Origin of the sequence: Paenibacillus sp. B2(2019), assembly GCF_008370385.1 — a bacterium.
Taxonomy (GTDB): domain Bacteria; phylum Bacillota; class Bacilli; order Paenibacillales; family Paenibacillaceae; genus Paenibacillus_AQ.
Genome location: NZ_VTZR01000002.1, coordinates 136,229 through 153,575, shown reverse-complemented (window position 1 = coordinate 153,575; position 17,347 = coordinate 136,229). Strand labels below are relative to the sequence as shown.

The following is a 17,347-nucleotide window of genomic DNA, read 5'->3' as shown; positions in this document are numbered from 1 at the left end:
ATTGTACCCTCATTAACTTCAATTTCAAACCATCCATTTTTTAGACAAAAAGAAAAATAAAAAGAGGGTATCGTCAGCGACGAAACCCTAATGAAGAGAGAGGGGTGAACAAATGGCAGCATTACAGGGAAATGTCCAGCCTATAAGACTGAAATATTCCGTACAGCAAGCACTGGGGAAGCACTTGCTGTCCAGTTACCCGCATGAAGCATGCGGAGTCCTGCTGGGTGCTGCCGCAGCGGGTGGCATGCTCATCGATACTTACGTACCTATGCGCAACGTAGCGCCAGACCCGCTGCACACATTCACTCCCCACCCTGAAGAATGGATTCATGTTCTTTACAATGAGCCGACACTCATCGGTTTATTTCATTCCCACCCAAATTCAGAACCTATACCTTCGGTTGCCGATTATAAAGGATTAGCAGCACTTGGACCTGAATTTAAGGTCTACCTTATTGGTTCTCCCAGACCTGAAGATAGCTGCTCTCCATTTCTGAATGGATTTTATATTGAGCGGTATTCAAATGAACAAGGAACATCTTTCCCTTTCCCTGAACTATCTCAAGCCCCGCTTCACGTTCTACTTAAATAAGCATATAAATCGCCTAAGGTATCTACTTGGCCCCGCTCCGTAATTTCGCGAAGATAAGCCACCCACAGCCGGGCTGTCATTTTGGCATCCTCTAATGCATTGTGACGTCCATGAATCGGAATTTCATGGACAAATAACAGTTCATCGAGTGTATAGTTATTTCGCTCCGGCTCAAGCCAACGTGCAAGCATCATCGTGTCCAGCACCCGGTGTGTAAGCTGAACTTTAGAAGTTCTCCATAGCGCGGCATTGAGAAAAGCTTTATCATGCGAGCTTGCATGTGCCACTAGCACATTTTGCCCCACAAAGGACATGAAATTATGAAGGCCATCAATTAAGGAAGGGGCGGATTGTGTCATTTCTTCCGTTATCCCTGTTAACCTCGTAATATCTTCTGGAATTGCCGTCTGACAATTCACCAAGGTGTAAAAGCATTCATCTTCCTTAATTTCCTCTCCAACAACCTTAATTGCACCAAACGACATAATTTCATCTCCATGCTGATGAGAAAATCCCGTCGTCTCTAAATCAAATATAACCGTCTCCAGTTCAGACAGCGGAGTACGCAGCACCTCAGGACGACGCTTCTCACGCATGAGAGATCGGATATAGGCCATTTGCTGCGCAGTCTGATGAGCAGTTTCTCCCCCTCTCATCGAAGCGATTGCCGACGGCATTCCACCTTGTCTCAGGTTGTTCCAGAATCCTCCATTCTTGCTTGGCTCCCTCATGTTCGCCACCTTTCCGCTGAGCGGAGCTGACGCTGCAACGCCCGATGAAGGCGTCTAACAAGCAGCAGACTTTCACGCAGCTCAGACAATAGCTGCTTATTCTTCAGTTCACTCTCAGCAATATAATCACTGCTGATTAACAAGCCATTCTGGACACTAAATGGCGTGTTCACTCGCATCCGCATCGCCAATAAGAAAGCTCGCCGAATATCATCCAGATGTTGATATTTGTGAAGTCTTTCAAGCTCTTCAATTCGCTCTAAGGTCGAGCTAGCTCTAATATGATGCAATAATGATAAGCGTCTAACAATGTTCACTACCGGGATATAGACTCCATACTTAATGTCAAATCCACCTGCATAATCCCCAAAGCGCTCTGTTAACACCTGTCCCAGCAGATTTAAAGTCGCTTTATGGCGGACTGTATTGCGAAGAACAGCCACAGACAACTCCCCATTGTCAATAAAACCCTCATAAAAAGCCTCTTGCCACAATGCTGATAACTCCGTACTTCCCGCAACATGGCGCATATCTGAAGAAATGATAAGATACCGAATTGGCTCCCATTCCAACTGGGTTCTCCATTCCTTCAGCTGCTCCTTCCATTCCGATAACGTCTTCCTCCACATCCCTTGGGAGCACATTACCTTGCCTGCACATTTCTCATATCCTACTTCTTCAAGCAGATCGGATAACATCATTCCAAAAAACTCAAAGTATCTATTCTTCTCCCCATCCGGTTCACCATCAACGATCAAACCATTATCCTGATCGCTCCACAGTGTAGCTTCTTGCCTTCCACTACTGCCAAACACAATAAATGAATAAGCACAGGGAGGCGGGCCATAGCCCGCCTCTTTCATCTGCGCCTCACATATTAGTACTGCAGTCTCTGCAATAAGATCATGCATTGTATTCACACGAAACATCCATTCCTCAATCGGAATTACATTCAACTGTTCCAGTAGAATACTTTGGCAGGCAATTCGCCTCTCCCTAAGTTCCTGTGGCGAACCGGCTAAAACGATGGTCCTAAAGCTTTCTTCATCATACCCGTCTGTTAACTCCATCGAAGCCACACGGTCCGCCTCCCTATCTGAGGATTCATATTATTGTTTAAGGGTTTTGGATTCCGATTCTGCAATTAATTTCATTTGTTCAGGGTATCCGTAAGTACCATGTTCACTGATATCCAGACCCATCAATTCTTCTTCTTCCGTAACACGAAGTCCTGTTGTTACCTTCATTACATATAAGATAATGAATGAAAGCACGGCTACGAAAGCAAATGTTCCTACTACCCCAAGCACTTGAACACCCAGCTGGTGGAAACCTCCACCGTAGAACAATCCGGCTTCCCCTACCAAAGCACCTTTAGTAATAAGATCCGGTGCAGCGAATAGACCCGTGGAAACCGCGCCCCACATTCCCGCAATACCATGTACCGAGAAAGCATAGATTGGATCATCAAGTCCTGCACGTTCCAGCCATTGGGAAGTCATGAATGTGAACGCACCCGCTACTAAACCAATAATGATTGCTGCCCATGGTTCAACGTAAGCACATGCACCAGTGATCGCAACCAATGCAGCTAGAACACCATTCAGCATTGCTGGAATATCAGATTTACCAAAATACAACCAAGAAGCAATTAATGCCGCCAAACCGCCTGCTGCTGCTGCGATATTCGTTGTTAATGCTACGTGACCAAAGAAACCTCCCATTGGGGACAAAGCACTACCTGGATTAAATCCGAACCAACCAAACCAGAGGATAATCACACCGAGTACAGTAAATACTTGGTTATGACCTGGAATAATAACAGGTTTACCTTCTTTATTAAACTTACCAAGTCGTGGCTTAAGCAATATGGTTGCTACTACCGCTGCAGTGGCACCTGTAAGATGGACAACCGTGGAACCTGCATAATCTTGCATTCCCAGCTCAGCCAACCAGCCGCCGCCCCATACCCAGTGTGCTACGACAGGATAAATTACGATTGAGAATAAAATTCCGAATATAATGTACACACTGATCTTTGCACGTTCTGCCATGCCTCCAGATACGATAGCTAAGGAAACTGCTGCAAACGCCATTTGGAACAAGAATTTAACATTTAAAGTAACATCAGAAAATGCAAGTGATTCAAATGAAGATGCTGTTGAATCTCCGCCATACAAGAAGCCTGTAGTACCGAAGAAGCCGTTACCGTTACCGAAGCCAAGTCCAAAGCCAACGGCCCAGAAACATACACTCGCAATGGCTAGTGTCAGTACCGTCTTACCGGCTACGTGACCTGCATTCTTCATTCGAACTGATCCTGCTTCAAGCATCGCGAACCCTGCTTGCATAAAGAAAACTAAGATGAATGCCAGGAAGGTAAACGCGGTATCCAATCCGACCTGCAAATCTGCATTTGTTGGACCGTCCGCCGCAAAAGCACTTACCGGATAAACCATCAGCGTAATCATGGCCAGTAACATCATCAACCATTTCTTTTTCATTTTTACCCCACTCCCCAATGTTATATTTTCTAACAAAGCGTGAAACTCTTAATGTCATTATAATCAGAAGTCAGGTAAATTGACAAGACTATTTTTGGGAATGTTTTTATTTTATTTTCACTAAACTCACAAATTCTCCATAGTACACTTGGACTATCTCAGTATTTTAGGCCCATACAACTATGAATTCATTGAAATAACTACGTGAAGATCCGCTCTAATATTACTTTTTAATCGAATTATCCTTATTGATTCTCCAATAAACATAACATTAAATGTCATGTTTATAGTTAGGATTTATTAATGAGCATAATCGGTTCAAATTTGATATCACATGGAGTTTGAGTGTATTGTATATAAACAACGCATTTCATTTCATGAATTAACCTCTCTTTAATGCATATACTTTATGAAAGTATGACGTTTGACTGTATGGTTTCCAGTTTGTTATCATTACAGATAGCATAATAGAAACCACCAATATAGGAGACGACTATCCTTTATGGACAGTCGAATTCGATTAGTGAGGCGAGGTAGCATGGGGATATGATTCTATATCGAATTGGAGAATTAGCTAAGGCTGCTCACATCAGTGAGCGCACCATTGATTATTACACGAAATTGGGGTTAATCTCCCCAGAGTCAAGAAGCACCAAAAATTACCGACTTTACAGTCATGAAACCTTGGTCGACTTAGAACGTATTAATCAATTAAAGCATGACAAGTATTCATTGGAAGAAATCAAATCCATGATGAGCAAATGGAGCGAGGCTACTCCTGAAACTGACGTATCTGATAAATTAGTCGAGCTTGAGCAGCATATGCAACGACTAGAACGTGAAGTAAAGGCACTTGAACCCATTATAAGCGGTCTGAAGCCGGGACAGGCCAGACGCGCGCTCTCTAACTTACTCCCACAAGGAGTGGCCTGCATGGAGGCGATTCGGCTTCTATTGCTTACGCAAGGACCGCCAATGTAAATACCATATTTACAATACAGTGGAGGAATGCAGCTATGGGAATGTATCTATTAGTAATTATCGCTTTTATTTTTTCATTATGGGCCCAGTTCAGAGTTAAAGGGACATTCAGCAAATGGTCCAAGGTGGCCAACTTAAACGGTCTGACAGGATATGAAGCAGCTAGACGCATGCTCGACGCAAATGGACTTCACGATGTTCCGATTGAGCCTGTAAGAGGTACGCTTTCTGACCACTATGATCCGATTCACAGAGTTGTACGCTTATCAGAGCCTGTTTATTATGAGAGTTCTATCGCAGCAGTCTCAGTCGCTTGTCACGAAGTGGGGCACGCCATTCAGCATAAAGTAAGTTATCCTATGTTAACACTACGTCACCGGATGTTCCCAGTAGTTAATTTTGCATCAGGTATAGCACCATTCATGCTTATGGCAGGATTTATATTCGGTTACTTTAATCTTGTAGGCCTTGGTATCATTTTCTTCTCGGCCGCTGTTGCCTTCCAGCTTGTGACACTCCCAGTTGAATTCAATGCCAGCAATCGGGCACGTCAAGTCATGGTAGAGCAAGGCTACATTCGTAACGAAGAGGAACGCGGAGTAGCCAAAGTCCTAAACGCAGCTGCATTAACGTACGTTGCCGCCGCGCTAGTCTCCTTACTCGAACTGCTTCGTTTGATTACCGTCTTTTTAGGTAACCGCGACTAATACAAAAATACAGCACAAAAAGAAACCCCGGAAGGCTAAGAGCCAACCGGGGTATTATTTTGCCTCGCTTTAAAATAGGATATCAAAAAAGTCCGAAACGAACGTGCAACCAGCGGCAACTTACTATCTGTTCGGTAAATCAAACCAACCGTCCTCGTCACAGCAGGCTCCACAACCCTTACCTGAGCTGGCTGGAGAGGGTTCGTCTGATAGAACGCCATCTCCGGCAGAAGGCTTACACCCATCCCTGCCGCCACTAAACCACGTATGGTATCAGTCTCCCCACCTTCGAATGCAATCTGTGGTTGAAATCCCGCCTGCAAGCACGCTTGCCAAACGATCGGTCTCAAAGAATAACCTTGACTGAATAGAACAAACTTTTCATTTTGAAGCTGTTCCAGTCGGATCTCAGATTCTCCTGCCAGCTGATGATTCTGAGGAAGTATTGCAAATAACTCTTCAGTCATAACAATATCTCCAGAGACATGCTCATCATTTTCCGGAAAAGGCGAAATAAATGTTAAATCCACCTCTCCGGATAATACGTCCTTTATCAGCGAAGGGTAAGAGCCCTGCTTAAAGCGAAACTTAACATAGGGATAGTGCTGGCGGAATTCTGCAACGATAGTCGGGATAAGATGAGTTCCAAGACTGTGAGGAAACCCTATACGAATCTCTCCACGTTCCGGATCTAGAAATTCATGCACTTCATTTACCGAATGTTCCAATTCCTTAAGAATACTATCCACCCGCTTGCAAAAGAGCTGTCCAACCGGCGTAAGCTGCAAATTACGCCCTTTTTGCATGAACAAGTCAACCCCAAGCTCTTGCTCCAATTGATGAATCTGACGGCTTACCGCAGACTGCGCTACATGAAGTTCCTCCGCCGCTCTTGTTACATGTTCTTTTTGGGCTACCTTTAGAAAATATTGCAGCTGTCTTAGCTCCACTCCATCATCGCCCCTGTCTTAGGCTTTTTTTAAATATACGAATAATAAGTCCATATAGGAAAAAGCCAGAAACCAAGCCTCCGATATGCGCAACCCAATTCACATTTGGTGTTGCAAACGACATAATGATCCCGATTACGAGCAAACCGTATAACGTCTTTCGCGAGCCTTCGTCCATCATCGCCCGTTGAATAACAGCAATGTATAAAAATGCGCCATAGACGGCGTAGATTGCTCCAGAAGCACCTACCGAGACCGTACCTACCTCTAATACTGAGCGACTGCTGATTGCAATCGTTAGAAAATTCGCAAGAACTCCACCTACCACATAAAGAAGTGCATATCGCCACCAGCCAAGCAGGCGCTCCAGAGGCGGTGCAAATACCAGTAGAGCGAAGCTATTAAAGAATAGATGGGAAAACCCATTATGTAAAAAAATAGCCGCCACATAACGCCACAGTTCCTCTTTATACGGGCTAACATCAACTATAGCACCAAAATCAACAAGTGTTTGTATATTGGTGGATCCACCATTGAACGCCATGAGCATAAACATAATCACATTAGCTACAATGAGAAGACATGTTACCGGGTAATACCGGAGATAACTTTTCCAATTTTCATACCGAATAAATATCATTACACCCATCCCTTTACATTTATATCTTGCTCTGTTGGACATCTCCCTGTAAATAAGATTATAATTTATTGTGGCAGTAAGAGCCAATATTACAATTCGAGGAGGAAAACAAGGATATGACGCAAGAAAGAACAGGCGTAGCTACTTTTAAAAGCAGCCCCATCACTCTCGTAGGACCCAAGCTTACAGCTGGTGATCCCGCTCCTGATTTTGTTCTTAGTAAGAATCTACTGGAAGAAGTGTCTCTTAGTGATTATGCCGGTAAAATCAAGCTGATCAGTGTTGTACCTTCTCTAGATACTGGTGTATGTGATGCACAGACCCGCCGGTTCAATAGCGAAGCTGCAGAGCTAGGTGACGATGTAGTTATCCTCACGGTAAGTATGGACCTACCATTTGCTCAAGCCCGCTGGTGTGGCGCTGCAGGGATCGATCGCGTGATCACTCTATCCGATCACAAAGCAGCCTCATTCGGACAAGCTTATGGCGTACTAATCAAAGAATTCCGGTTAGATATGCGTTCTATTTTTGTACTAGACAAGAACAACACACTCACCTATGTTGAATATTTGAGTGAAATGACTGAGCACCCTAATTACGAAGATGCTATAGCTGCTGTGAAGAGTTTGCTCTAATTCTCTAGAACAGTAAGTTAGCGGCCATTTTCGACAATACTTACTTATCACTGCAAGCATAAATGCCTTTGTCGTCCTTACAAGGACGACAAAGTGTTTATGCGAGAAATATAAGACATAAAGTATAGGTGTAGAACTTATACTTTCTTATATTTTGAAAAAAGCGGAAGAAGGTCCATCCTTCTCCCGCTTTTTTTTGTAATAGAAAGATTTATCGATAATATCCAGAGCAGTCAACATTTGCGTAAACGCATTCATACAATCCCTAAGTAAGAAGGTTTAGTAAGAATCTCTGAAAATTAGTCTGCTTTGTATTTTCCTAATTTTTTGTCCAAGGACGCATATAACCGCTGAATGACACGGTAATTAGCACCCAAATCACCTAGCGAACCTCTAGATGCAGAGTACATATCTACGCCACAACGTACAGGTGTGGTATTGAGCACAGAGACAGTAATGTCCAGTGTACGGCCGAATGCCGTTCTCTTCTCCAGAGTGATCTCACCTACTGACTCCACTTCATGAAGCACCTTGAATCCAGGAATCTTCTTAAGCGTTGATGAAACTTCCTCCCAAGCTTTGTCTTTCGTTAGATTGTAATAACGCGTTTTTAATGTCGGATCTTTTGCGCGGTCGCTTGTTCCATCATGACTACGGAATAAACCGACCAAGGTTCTTTTTAACGACAAAATTCTTCCCCCTCTACAAATCCCAAGTTCATTATTCTAAGTGTAACACTCTTGTCTCAGGAACAAAAGGGTATTACTCACTTTCTCCTTGTTCCAGACACACAAAAAAGCGCCCGTTCCCAACTTTCACGGGATACAGGGCGCTTTGGCCTAAACAATAGAAAACCCGCTTATGCCGTCCGGCTACAGTGTCTTCTGAACCTGCTAGAGCAGGTGGGTGATCGCAGAAAACGTTTTTGAATTCCCCAAGTCATATAGACAGGGCTGTTCAGCTGCGCTTCGTGTAGATCTCCCAAGACATTATCATTGGTTCAAAACAACGAGCAACCGTAACGAACATCGCAGGATTTGTTATTATTATATTGCGTTTTAACGAAAAAGTAAACCTGTATGCGCTTTATTTTACACTGGAATTAAATTACTGACGATTTCCTATGCATAAAGCTTGTTTTTATTAAATACGTTTTACATCTTTATCCGTAACATCATCTTCATAATCATCGTCATCGTCGTCGTCATCATCTTGATTGTTCAAAGCAGCTTCTCGCTCTTCTTCCTCTTTCAGTTTCTTCTGCTCCACCTGCAATTGCAGTTTATTATAGGTAGCATAGAAGTTAAAGAAAGCAGCCATCGCAATTAACGATGGAATACAGATGAAATACAGTGCTGGATATCTAAGACCAATATAAGCTAGCACTCCAGCCGCAATCAAAGTTGAGAACACACGAATTGGACGTGCTATAGTCAGCAAAATTGAGTTAGTCATCACTTGTTTAAAGCTCATTTGATAATGAACAACAATAGAAAAGAAGTTAAACATAGACACCGACAAAATAATCATCAGCACTAACATCAAAATACCAACAATCCTGAAGTTAGGCATTTGTGTCATGTAAACCGTTACATCGACGTACATAATAACGAACATCAATGTGTAGATAATTCCACCGAGCATACTTTTTAAATAATTCTCTTTATACCCCTGAAAAAACGTACGAAAAGTTCCTACATCCGTGTTCCCCATAACCCATTTGCGCACAACGGTAAATAAAGCCGCCGAAGCAGGAAATACTGTAAATGGCGCCAGAATCCCCATAGCCCAGTTCAATGTGAGCTGCTCATTTACTCCACCTGAGCTTGTCCCAAGCATCATCAATTTCATCAATCCAAAAAATAAAAACGGGGCGGAACATAGTGCCCATAAGATATTACTAGCTGCGATACGTGTAATCCATTCTGTGATGCGGTATAAACCACCCATTGCTCCTTTAAACTCCAATTCCCTTCCTCCTCTGTCTCTTGCATACTGCTTATCTTAACTATACCTCATTTGACCTACTCTTTTCCATAGCCCAACTTTCTGAATTCTAGGTCATCGTCTATACATTAAGTCTATAAAGTCCATATATTGGGATTGTGACCATAAGAATTTCCAAAATCACCACATTCTAAAGGAGGTTATTGTATGTCCTCACCTGTTGGCTACGGCGGCTGGACTTCCACTGGTACGATCCTCGTATTGTTTATCCTCCTCGTTATCATCACTCGTACTTTCATTTAAATAAGCTGCTAATTCAATAAACACCCTTATATTTCAGCAAAAAGAAGACGAGAACCGCTATTCGGCATCTCGTCTTCTTATATTTTGATAAATCATCCCCCGCGGGTTCTGATCAAGTATTAATTATCGAAATCTTCGCGTTTTGCTGGACGTGTGCTTGTGCTGCTTGGGCGAGTAGATGGTTTGCGGTCCGCACTGCGGTTCGCTCCACCATCACGGCTAGCTGCGCCATCACGGTTGCCTTTATAGCCACCGCCATAACCGCCACTGCCACTACCATAGTTACTGCCACCGCTGCTGTAGCCGCCACGACTTCCGCCACCGTTGTTGTCACGGTTTCCACGGTATCCGCCAGTGCTGCCACCGGAAGTACCACGGTTACCACCATAACCACCATTAGGTTTGCGGCCACTGCGAATGTCGTTCTTACCACCACGACGTTTAGCACGGATTGGATCTTCAGGAGTCAATTCAATTGCAGAATCCTTCTTATCACCAGTCAGAAGCTTCATTGCAGCTGACAGCAATTGAACGGAATCATATTGCTCAAGCAATTGAATAGAAATACCTTTGTACTCATTCAATTCACCGTTCTCAACCATTTCAAGCAAACGTTCTGCTGTTACGCGTTGTTTACCTTCAATAGCCTCAGCCATAGTTGGCAATGGTTTACGAGTAATACGGTGACGAGTAACGCGTTCGATCAAATGCAGGTGATCCATTTCGCGTGGAGTAACGAAAGACCAAGCTGTACCTTCTTTACCAGCGCGACCAGTACGACCGATACGGTGTACATAGCTTTCTGGATCTTGCGGCAAGTCAAAGTTAATTACATGAGTAACGCCGGATACGTCCAAACCACGAGCCGCTACGTCAGTAGCTACCAGCACATCAATACTGCCATCACGGAATTTACGCATTACAGCATCACGTTGGTTCTGAGACAGGTCACCATGCAATCCATCAGCAGAGTATCCACGTTTTTGCAAAGCTTCTGCAAGCTCATCAACCCGGCGCTTCGTGCGTCCGAACACGATTGCAAGCTCTGGTGATTCCATATCAATCAAACGACTAAGCGCTTCGAACTTTTGACGTTCAGGTACTTCAACATATGCTTGATCAATCAGCGGAGCACTGATTTGTTTCGGAATAACGGAGACGTGTTGCGGGTTGTTCAGGAATTGCTGTGCAAGACGTTGAATGTTTGGAGGCATTGTAGCCGAGAACAACATAGTTTGACGTTCTTCAGGAACGAGCTTGAGGATTGTCTGAATATCTTCCATAAAGCCCATATCCAGCATTTCATCTGCTTCATCCAATACAACAGTTTGAACATCATCCAAACGAATGGTTTTACGGTTGATATGGTCAAGCAAACGTCCAGGTGTACCAATAATAATTTGTGGTTTCTTCTTAAGACCACGGATTTGGCGACCAATATCTTGTCCGCCATAAATTGCCAACGAACGAAGACCTTTAAAACGGCTTAGCTTACCGATTTCTTCTGATACTTGAATGGCCAACTCACGTGTTGGTGCCATGATAAGTGCCAGAATTTTTTCGTCTTCGCGATTAATCTTCGAAATGAGGGGGATACCAAAAGCAGCAGTCTTACCTGTACCAGTCTGTGCTTGACCGATCAGATCCGATCCAGTCAATGCCAATGGAATTGACTGCTCCTGTATCGGTGTTGCCTCCTCAAATCCTAACTCTGTGATTGCTTGTAGCACTTTTGGCTCCAAGCCAAATTCTGCGAATGTTTTCAAATTATTCATGCTCCTTCTATACAGTGGACATTCCACATGCTTGTCTGTATTCTTAAGTAGCGGTAAACACATTTATATGCTGTCCAATCATGCTCTTTTTTCTGCATGATATAGCGCTTTTGGGACGAAAAGCCTCCCTTTCATCAGGTACTTCATTGTACCTGAGCAACTGTAGCTTTACATCCGATGCAATGCAAAAATACCATTGTAACGTCCTACTCAAGAATATCCTGTACATTATATCACAACTCTAAGTAGGAATACCAGTGGGTTCCTTTCTTTTCATTGCATACATGGTTTATTTTTAAATTCATTTATAGAGGTGGATTTGCTTGTTAAGACAGATTTGGAATTGTATTGCAGTTATTTTTGGGGCAGCGTTGATCGCCAGTGGATTTAATCTTTTTCTAATCCCTCATCGCTTACTCAGCGGAGGAGTATCCGGGCTTTCGATGTTAGTGGGTTACTTTACACCACTAAACATAAGCCTCTTGTACTTTCTCTTTAATATTCCATTGCTTGTAGCTGGTTGGTTCCAGCTAGGCCGGAGATTTATTATGCTAAGCATGTTATCCGTTGTGGCAACAACCTGGTTCTTGACGATCATTCCCGAATATTTGGTAGCTACTGATATGCTGCTTTCTTCTGTATTTGGTGGAGTGCTGGTCGGTATTGGCTGTGGCTTCAGCTTCCGTGCAGGTGGTTCATCCGGAGGTTTTGATATCCTGGGATCCATCATCACTAAATTCCGCGATTTCCCAGTTGGAAACGTGGTGGTTAGCTTAAATGGACTCGTTATTCTTGCCGCGGCATATTTTGATAACAACTGGAACTTGGCTCTTGCATCGATGGTATCTATATATGTAACTGGTAAGGTACTGGACATGATTCACATCAGCCATTTAAAGGTAACCGTATATATAGTAACAAATCGTACAGATGAGCTCCTTCAGCATCTAATGGGGCTTCAACGTGGTGTCACAAAGATTAAAACAGAAGGCGCTTATTCTCATGTTGAAAAGGACATGCTAATGACAGTAACAACCCGCTACGAACTCGCTGAACTGCAACGTATTATCCGCACGACAGATCCTCAAGCATTTGTAAATATTGTCGAGACAGTTGGTGTTATGGGCTCCTTCCGAAAAAGATAAAAACCGGCAATGAAAAGTATTAATTTGGAAAATGCACCAATCACAGAATTGTGATATATTATAATCACGCAGAACCCTAACAATTTCATAAAGATTGAGATTTACCCCTCTTTTTTCCAAGCACTTCGTTTTCCGATGATTACTGAATTCCATTCAGACCTATCGAAAAAGGAAAGGGTGATTTTTGTGGAAATGGAAACGGTAAAGCTGTCAGCAATCGTCATGAGGTGGTATCCTGATATGATGCCGTTTCTCAAACAGGACGAATTAAATTCCGTAATCGTTCTGCGTGACGGGCTTAGTATTCTGGAACCTGCAGATGCCATGGATATCATCCATTACAGTATCTGTGAACATCAGAATTCTGCGTATCTTCAATGAGTAAGCCGCAAGAGAAGTCTTGATAGTTGCCGCCTTAAGTTCGGCCATGTTGCCGTGTTGAGGCGGCATTTACTTTTTAACAATACGTTTAGAATCTGTGCGTCCCGGTTATATACATCAAGGATGGATTTTCAGACCCGATCTGAGCCAACATTATTACAACACTGTTCTTTTTAGAAGCAACCGTTCCTATATAATTTAGGAAATGTACATAAAGGGAGAGAATACGAATGAACATCACCTGGGCTCTACTGATGATGGCCTTGGGAAGTGTAGGCGTGCAACAGAATCAACATGACGCTGAAGTGGCAATTGCATTGAAGTCCGCCATGAATCCCCCCATCATCGCTACGCAAAATAATAATTCAAATGGTTCAACTCCAGCTCCAAATGCTACAACAGAGACAAACGACTCACAAAGTATGCTACACGCAGATCCTCAGCCGGATGCGCCAAAAGTAAAAGGCATCTATGTTACCGCATACAGTGCCGGTGGAGAACGAATGGAAAAGCTTCTTTCTTTACTTGATCAGACGGAACTAAATTCTATGGTCATAGACATTAAGGATGATGCAGGTTACATCACGTATAAAACCGATAATCCTGAACTTCAGAAACTCGGTAATCCGCAGCCATTTATTGGCGACATCAACAAACTGATGGAAAGATTGAATAAACATGATGTATATCCTATCGCTCGAATTGTTGTCTTTAAGGACTCTATACTTGCCAAAAAGAACCCGCAATTATCCTTTGTTAATGCAGACGGCACAGTATGGAAGAATAAAGGCGGCGATAGCTTTGTTAATCCTTATAATGAAGATGTCTGGAAGTACAATGTCGATATCGCCAAAGAAGCTGTCAAACTCGGCTTTAAAGAAATTCAATTCGACTATGTGCGCTTTCCTGAAGGTTTCGAAAAACGTGCTGACACACTTAAATACACCAAAACCAGTGATTCTCGCGTAGATATCATTTCTAATTTTGTAAAATACGCAAAAGCAGAGCTTGCTCCACTCGGTGTTCGTGTATCCGTAGATATTTTTGGATATGCCGCATCTGCTCCTGCTGAGGGCATAGGACAAGACTTCGTTAAAATATCCAAGAATGTGGATGTCATTAGCCCGATGATTTATCCGAGTCATTATTCAACGGGATGGTTTGGAGTGAAAGAGCCTGACTTAGATCCGTATGCTACCATTAAAGGCTCCATGGTTGATACCCATAAGAAGCTTGATCCTCTAGGCAGCTACAAACCTGTTATTCGTCCTTGGATTCAAGATTTTACAGCAAGCTGGCTCGGAAAAGGTCATTATATTAAATACGGTAAAAAACAGGTGGAAGATCAAATCCGCGCTTTAAAAGATGAAAATGTAGAGGAGTTTCTACTCTGGAACGCCAATAACCGATATACCTCCGATGTCGATTATGAGAAATAATGTATATAGCCCTTATTATGTATAATTGAAATCAGGTATGATATATAAAGATAAAGACCCGGCATTTGCCGGGTCTTTTAATGGAGAAAAAGGGAACTTTTACTGTAATCATTAAAAACCAACAAAGAATGAGGCAAGAACGATGATACAAACCACCTCTTTAAAACAAAAAGCAATACAATTCTTTCATATTTTATTTCCAATTCTGGTTACACAGATTGCTTTGTCAGCGATAACCTTCTTTGATACAAACATGTCAGGTAAGTTTGGTACAGCCGATCTGGCAGGTGTGGCGATAGGAACCAGTCTCTGGATTCCAATTCAAACGGGCTTAAGTGGAATCCTTATGGGGATTACCCCCATCGTCTCTCAGCTCATCGGAAGCAAAAAAGAAAAGGATGTAGCCTATCAAGTCACACAGGGAATCTGGTTATCACTGATCGTCTCTGTAATTGTCTTACTAATCGGGAGCTTCGCCTTGTCACCTATCCTTAATTTTATGAATCTGGAGCCGACTGTAAGAGATGTTGCATTTCGTTTCCTAAGTGCGATCTCCTTTGGAATTATCCCGCTGTTTGGATATACTGTTCTCCGTAGTTGTATAGACGCTTTGGGACAAACACGAGTGTCCATGTTGATCACACTCATAGCCCTACCCGTGAATGTTGGTTTGAACTACTTACTAATCTTCGGAAAATTCGGGTTTCCTCGACTTGGTGGTGTTGGAGCTGGAGTGGCATCAGCTATCACCTACTGGGTAATTTTTTCGGTTGCCCTGCTGTTCATTTATCGAGTAGAACCCTTTGCAAGCCTTAGAATCTTCCGAAAGTTCTACTTTATATCGCTAAAAAGCTTCAAAGATCTACTGAAGATCGGTGTACCTATTGGCTTCTCGATTTTTTTTGAAACTGCAGTGTTCTCCGCTGTAACCTTGTTGATGAGTCGGTTCGATACTGTAACGATTGCAGCTCATCAAGCAGCCATTAATTTTGCAACTACGTTATATATGATTCCGCTCAGTATCTGTATGAGCCTTACCATTCTCGTCGGCTTCGAGACTGGATCCGGCAGGCAAAAGGATGCCCGTCAATATGCCATTATGGGAATTGGACTTGCGGCTATCCTCTCCCTGGCAACTGCACTCCTGCTCTTATTTGCCGGCCATCATGTAGCTGGTTTATACACTGATGAACCTGATGTCATTTCTTTAATTCAGCATTTCTTAATCTATGCGATCTTTTTCCAGATTTCCGATGCGATTGCAACACCTACACAAGGAGCACTTCGTGGCTATAAGGATGTTAATCCAGCCTTCATTATTTGCTTTATAGCTTATTGGGTTATAGGGCTTCCTACAGGCTATGTACTTGCTACTTATACGGATCTAGGAGCTTATGGTTATTGGATCGGCTTGATCACCGGCCTTGCGATTGGGGCTACATTGCTCTTGACTCGGCTTGTTAAAGTTCAACGCCGTTATGCCACACAATATGCAGACGCTCAAGCACATCACTAATAATCAAAAGAATACAAAAAAGGAACAGTGCGAAATTCGCAGCTGTTCCTTTTTTATGTGTTAATTATTGTGAAAGACGGGATGCAAGCTCGTACAACTCCACGTCAAAGTCTTTCTTCGTATTCACTACAAGATCGATATCTGTAAGGGTTAGTTCTCCCTTGATGATACCGCAACCTTTATCAGACTCACCTTCAATTAGTTTACGAACGGCAAAGTCACCAAGACGGCTAGCAAGGTTCCGGTCTCCAGGTGTTGGTGTTCCTCCCCGCTGAATATGTCCAAGTACAGTAACCCGTGCATCCAGAGAAGCATGACGATCTTTCAACGCTTGGGCCACATCTTCGCCTTTACCCACACCTTCTGCAACGATGACGATACTGTGACGTTTACCTCTGACAAAGTTGTCGCGCATACGATCCGCAACTTCATTCAAGTCATATGGCATTTCTGGCACGAGAATTGTTTCTGCTCCAGAAGCCAGACCTGCATGAAGCGCGATATCTCCACAATGACGTCCCATAACTTCAACAATGGAAGAACGCTCATGGGAGGACATCGTGTCACGCAGCTTGTTAATAGCATCTACAACGACACCAACTGCTGTATCAAACCCAATGGTGTAATCCGTGTAGGAAATATCATTATCAATAGTTCCCGGTAATGCCATCGTCTTGATACCGAGTTTACTTAGTTTATTAGCACCTTTATAAGAACCATCTCCACCTATAACTACTAGGCCATCGATGCCCATTTCATTAAGAATATCTGCACCCTTTTGCTGACCTTCTGGTTTTGTGAACTCCAGACATCTTGCAGATTGCAGAATGGTTCCCCCACGTTGAATAATGTCACCAACACTGCGAAGATCCATAGGGAAGATATCGCGATTCAGAAGACCTTGATATCCACGTTGAACTCCAAAAACTTCAATGCCATAATAAAGTGCGCTTCTTACAACCGCACGAACAGCGGCGTTCATACCTTGTGAATCTCCACCACTAGTCAGTACTGCAATTTTTTTGATTTTTGACATTCTGTTGTTCCTCCTTAAAGTTGTGCAATGCCCCATCTGTTGTATAGATGAAGCTTCGCAGC

At 43.1% G+C, this 17,347-nt stretch carries 18 protein-coding genes and 1 other RNA gene; 9 read left to right on the top strand and 10 right to left on the bottom strand.

The genetic code is table 11. The features are described 5' to 3' along the window. Positions 1-112 precede the first annotated feature (112 nt). Positions 113-595 carry a M67 family metallopeptidase gene (locus PAENI_RS01035; RefSeq protein WP_149643955.1) on the top strand — a complete coding sequence of 161 codons (483 nt, stop codon included), beginning with the start codon at positions 113-115 and terminating at the stop codon, positions 593-595. Here PAENI_RS01035 and PAENI_RS01030 read toward each other — a convergent pair. The 3 genes from PAENI_RS01030 to PAENI_RS01020 are packed head-to-tail and all read right to left on the bottom strand — an operon-like array spanning position 577 to position 3,830. Then, positions 577-1,326 (bottom strand): exonuclease domain-containing protein, encoded by a 750-nt coding sequence (locus PAENI_RS01030; RefSeq protein WP_149643954.1) that lies wholly within the window; start codon positions 1,324-1,326, stop codon positions 577-579. The two genes, PAENI_RS01035 and PAENI_RS01030, sit on opposite strands and share 19 nt — an antisense overlap. Further along, entirely contained in the window at positions 1,323-2,396 is a 1,074-nt protein-coding gene (locus PAENI_RS01025; RefSeq protein WP_149644545.1) for a DUF294 nucleotidyltransferase-like domain-containing protein, read from the bottom strand. The genes PAENI_RS01030 and PAENI_RS01025 overlap by 4 nt, the downstream gene beginning before the upstream one ends. 39 nt (positions 2,397-2,435) lie before the next feature. After that, positions 2,436-3,830 carry an ammonium transporter gene (locus tag PAENI_RS01020; protein WP_042186849.1) on the bottom strand — a complete coding sequence of 465 codons (1,395 nt, stop codon included), beginning with the start codon at positions 3,828-3,830 and terminating at the stop codon, positions 2,436-2,438. 546 nt (positions 3,831-4,376) lie between these two features. Between PAENI_RS01020 and PAENI_RS01015 the strand changes: the two genes are divergently transcribed. Together PAENI_RS01015 and PAENI_RS01010 are read left to right on the top strand one after the other, a co-directional pair. Next, positions 4,377-4,811, top strand: a complete 435-nt coding sequence (locus PAENI_RS01015; RefSeq protein WP_042186848.1) for a MerR family transcriptional regulator — start codon at positions 4,377-4,379, stop codon at positions 4,809-4,811. Between the two features lie 35 nt (positions 4,812-4,846). Continuing rightward, on the top strand, positions 4,847-5,518 hold the full coding sequence (locus PAENI_RS01010) for a zinc metallopeptidase (RefSeq protein ID WP_042186846.1): 672 nt from the start codon (positions 4,847-4,849) through the stop codon (positions 5,516-5,518). A 35-nt stretch (positions 5,519-5,553) separates the two neighbouring features. Here PAENI_RS01010 and gltC read toward each other — a convergent pair whose 3' ends face one another. Beyond that, positions 5,554-6,468 carry a glutamate biosynthesis transcriptional regulator GltC gene (gene gltC, locus PAENI_RS01005; protein WP_149643953.1) on the bottom strand — a complete coding sequence of 305 codons (915 nt, stop codon included), beginning with the start codon at positions 6,466-6,468 and terminating at the stop codon, positions 5,554-5,556. Between the two features lie 4 nt (positions 6,469-6,472). Continuing rightward, the gene (locus PAENI_RS01000) at positions 6,473-7,108 is read right to left on the bottom strand and encodes a rhomboid family intramembrane serine protease (RefSeq protein WP_076283402.1); all 636 of its coding nucleotides are present in this window, start codon (positions 7,106-7,108) and stop codon (positions 6,473-6,475) included. 116 nt (positions 7,109-7,224) lie between these two features. Here PAENI_RS01000 and tpx point away from each other — a divergent pair, with 116 nt between their 5' ends. Then, the gene (gene tpx / locus PAENI_RS00995) at positions 7,225-7,743 is read left to right on the top strand and encodes a thiol peroxidase (protein ID WP_042186841.1); all 519 of its coding nucleotides are present in this window, start codon (positions 7,225-7,227) and stop codon (positions 7,741-7,743) included. 299 nt (positions 7,744-8,042) lie between these two features. Here the strand turns inward: tpx and PAENI_RS00990 are convergent, their stop codons facing one another. The 3 genes from PAENI_RS00990 to PAENI_RS00980 form a co-directional block, all read right to left on the bottom strand. Continuing rightward, the gene (locus PAENI_RS00990; RefSeq protein WP_042186839.1) at positions 8,043-8,432 is read right to left on the bottom strand and encodes a DUF1499 domain-containing protein; all 390 of its coding nucleotides are present in this window, start codon (positions 8,430-8,432) and stop codon (positions 8,043-8,045) included. Positions 8,433-8,591: 159 nt separating this feature from the next. After that, positions 8,592-8,783, bottom strand: a non-coding RNA gene (gene ssrS / locus PAENI_RS00985) — 6S RNA. 103 nt (positions 8,784-8,886) lie between these two features. Further along, positions 8,887-9,711 (bottom strand): YesL family protein, encoded by an 825-nt coding sequence (locus tag PAENI_RS00980; protein ID WP_149643952.1) that lies wholly within the window; start codon positions 9,709-9,711, stop codon positions 8,887-8,889. A gap of 186 nt (positions 9,712-9,897) precedes the next feature. Here PAENI_RS00980 and PAENI_RS00975 point away from each other — a divergent pair, with 186 nt between their 5' ends. Further along, positions 9,898-9,993: a hypothetical protein gene (locus PAENI_RS00975; RefSeq protein WP_042186834.1), complete on the top strand. Its 96-nt coding sequence runs from the start codon at positions 9,898-9,900 to the stop codon at positions 9,991-9,993. A gap of 119 nt (positions 9,994-10,112) precedes the next feature. Here PAENI_RS00975 and cshA read toward each other — a convergent pair whose 3' ends face one another. After that, a complete protein-coding gene (cshA, locus tag PAENI_RS00970) occupies positions 10,113-11,759 on the bottom strand; it encodes a degradosome RNA helicase CshA (protein WP_076283171.1) in 1,647 nt (548 codons plus the stop codon). A gap of 332 nt (positions 11,760-12,091) precedes the next feature. Here cshA and PAENI_RS00965 point away from each other — a divergent pair, with 332 nt between their 5' ends. From PAENI_RS00965 to PAENI_RS00950, 4 genes are all read left to right on the top strand, one after another. After that, on the top strand, positions 12,092-12,913 hold the full coding sequence (locus PAENI_RS00965) for a YitT family protein (RefSeq protein ID WP_076283172.1): 822 nt from the start codon (positions 12,092-12,094) through the stop codon (positions 12,911-12,913). Between the two features lie 192 nt (positions 12,914-13,105). Then, positions 13,106-13,294 (top strand): hypothetical protein, encoded by a 189-nt coding sequence (locus PAENI_RS00960; RefSeq protein WP_036689649.1) that lies wholly within the window; start codon positions 13,106-13,108, stop codon positions 13,292-13,294. A 230-nt stretch (positions 13,295-13,524) separates the two neighbouring features. Further along, positions 13,525-14,733 carry a putative glycoside hydrolase gene (locus PAENI_RS00955; protein WP_149643951.1) on the top strand — a complete coding sequence of 403 codons (1,209 nt, stop codon included), beginning with the start codon at positions 13,525-13,527 and terminating at the stop codon, positions 14,731-14,733. A gap of 142 nt (positions 14,734-14,875) precedes the next feature. Then, the gene (locus tag PAENI_RS00950) at positions 14,876-16,249 is read left to right on the top strand and encodes an MATE family efflux transporter (protein ID WP_149643950.1); all 1,374 of its coding nucleotides are present in this window, start codon (positions 14,876-14,878) and stop codon (positions 16,247-16,249) included. A gap of 64 nt (positions 16,250-16,313) precedes the next feature. Here PAENI_RS00950 and pfkA read toward each other — a convergent pair whose 3' ends face one another. Beyond that, a complete protein-coding gene (gene pfkA, locus PAENI_RS00945) occupies positions 16,314-17,285 on the bottom strand; it encodes a 6-phosphofructokinase (protein ID WP_042126307.1) in 972 nt (323 codons plus the stop codon). Between the last annotated feature and the right edge of the window lie 62 nt (positions 17,286-17,347).

What these genes read in the sequence shown, in the direction of transcription:
- PAENI_RS00950 (WP_149643950.1), top strand. Translation starts at nt 14,876, where the DNA reads ATGATACAAACCACCTCTTTAAAACAAAAAGCAATACAATTCTTTCAT.
- PAENI_RS01015 (WP_042186848.1), top strand. Translation starts at nt 4,377, where the DNA reads ATGATTCTATATCGAATTGGAGAATTAGCTAAGGCTGCTCACATCAGT.
- PAENI_RS01010 (WP_042186846.1), top strand. Translation starts at nt 4,847, where the DNA reads ATGGGAATGTATCTATTAGTAATTATCGCTTTTATTTTTTCATTATGG.
- PAENI_RS01000 (WP_076283402.1), bottom strand. Translation starts at nt 7,108, where the DNA reads ATGATATTTATTCGGTATGAAAATTGGAAAAGTTATCTCCGGTATTAC.
- PAENI_RS01020 (WP_042186849.1), bottom strand. Translation starts at nt 3,830, where the DNA reads ATGAAAAAGAAATGGTTGATGATGTTACTGGCCATGATTACGCTGATG.
- PAENI_RS01025 (WP_149644545.1), bottom strand. Translation starts at nt 2,396, where the DNA reads ATGGAGTTAACAGACGGGTATGATGAAGAAAGCTTTAGGACCATCGTT.
- PAENI_RS00975 (WP_042186834.1), top strand. Translation starts at nt 9,898, where the DNA reads ATGTCCTCACCTGTTGGCTACGGCGGCTGGACTTCCACTGGTACGATC.
- PAENI_RS01030 (WP_149643954.1), bottom strand. Translation starts at nt 1,326, where the DNA reads ATGAGGGAGCCAAGCAAGAATGGAGGATTCTGGAACAACCTGAGACAA.
- PAENI_RS01035 (WP_149643955.1), top strand. Translation starts at nt 113, where the DNA reads ATGGCAGCATTACAGGGAAATGTCCAGCCTATAAGACTGAAATATTCC.
- tpx (WP_042186841.1), top strand. Translation starts at nt 7,225, where the DNA reads ATGACGCAAGAAAGAACAGGCGTAGCTACTTTTAAAAGCAGCCCCATC.
- PAENI_RS00955 (WP_149643951.1), top strand. Translation starts at nt 13,525, where the DNA reads ATGAACATCACCTGGGCTCTACTGATGATGGCCTTGGGAAGTGTAGGC.
- pfkA (WP_042126307.1), bottom strand. Translation starts at nt 17,285, where the DNA reads ATGTCAAAAATCAAAAAAATTGCAGTACTGACTAGTGGTGGAGATTCA.
- PAENI_RS00960 (WP_036689649.1), top strand. Translation starts at nt 13,106, where the DNA reads ATGGAAACGGTAAAGCTGTCAGCAATCGTCATGAGGTGGTATCCTGAT.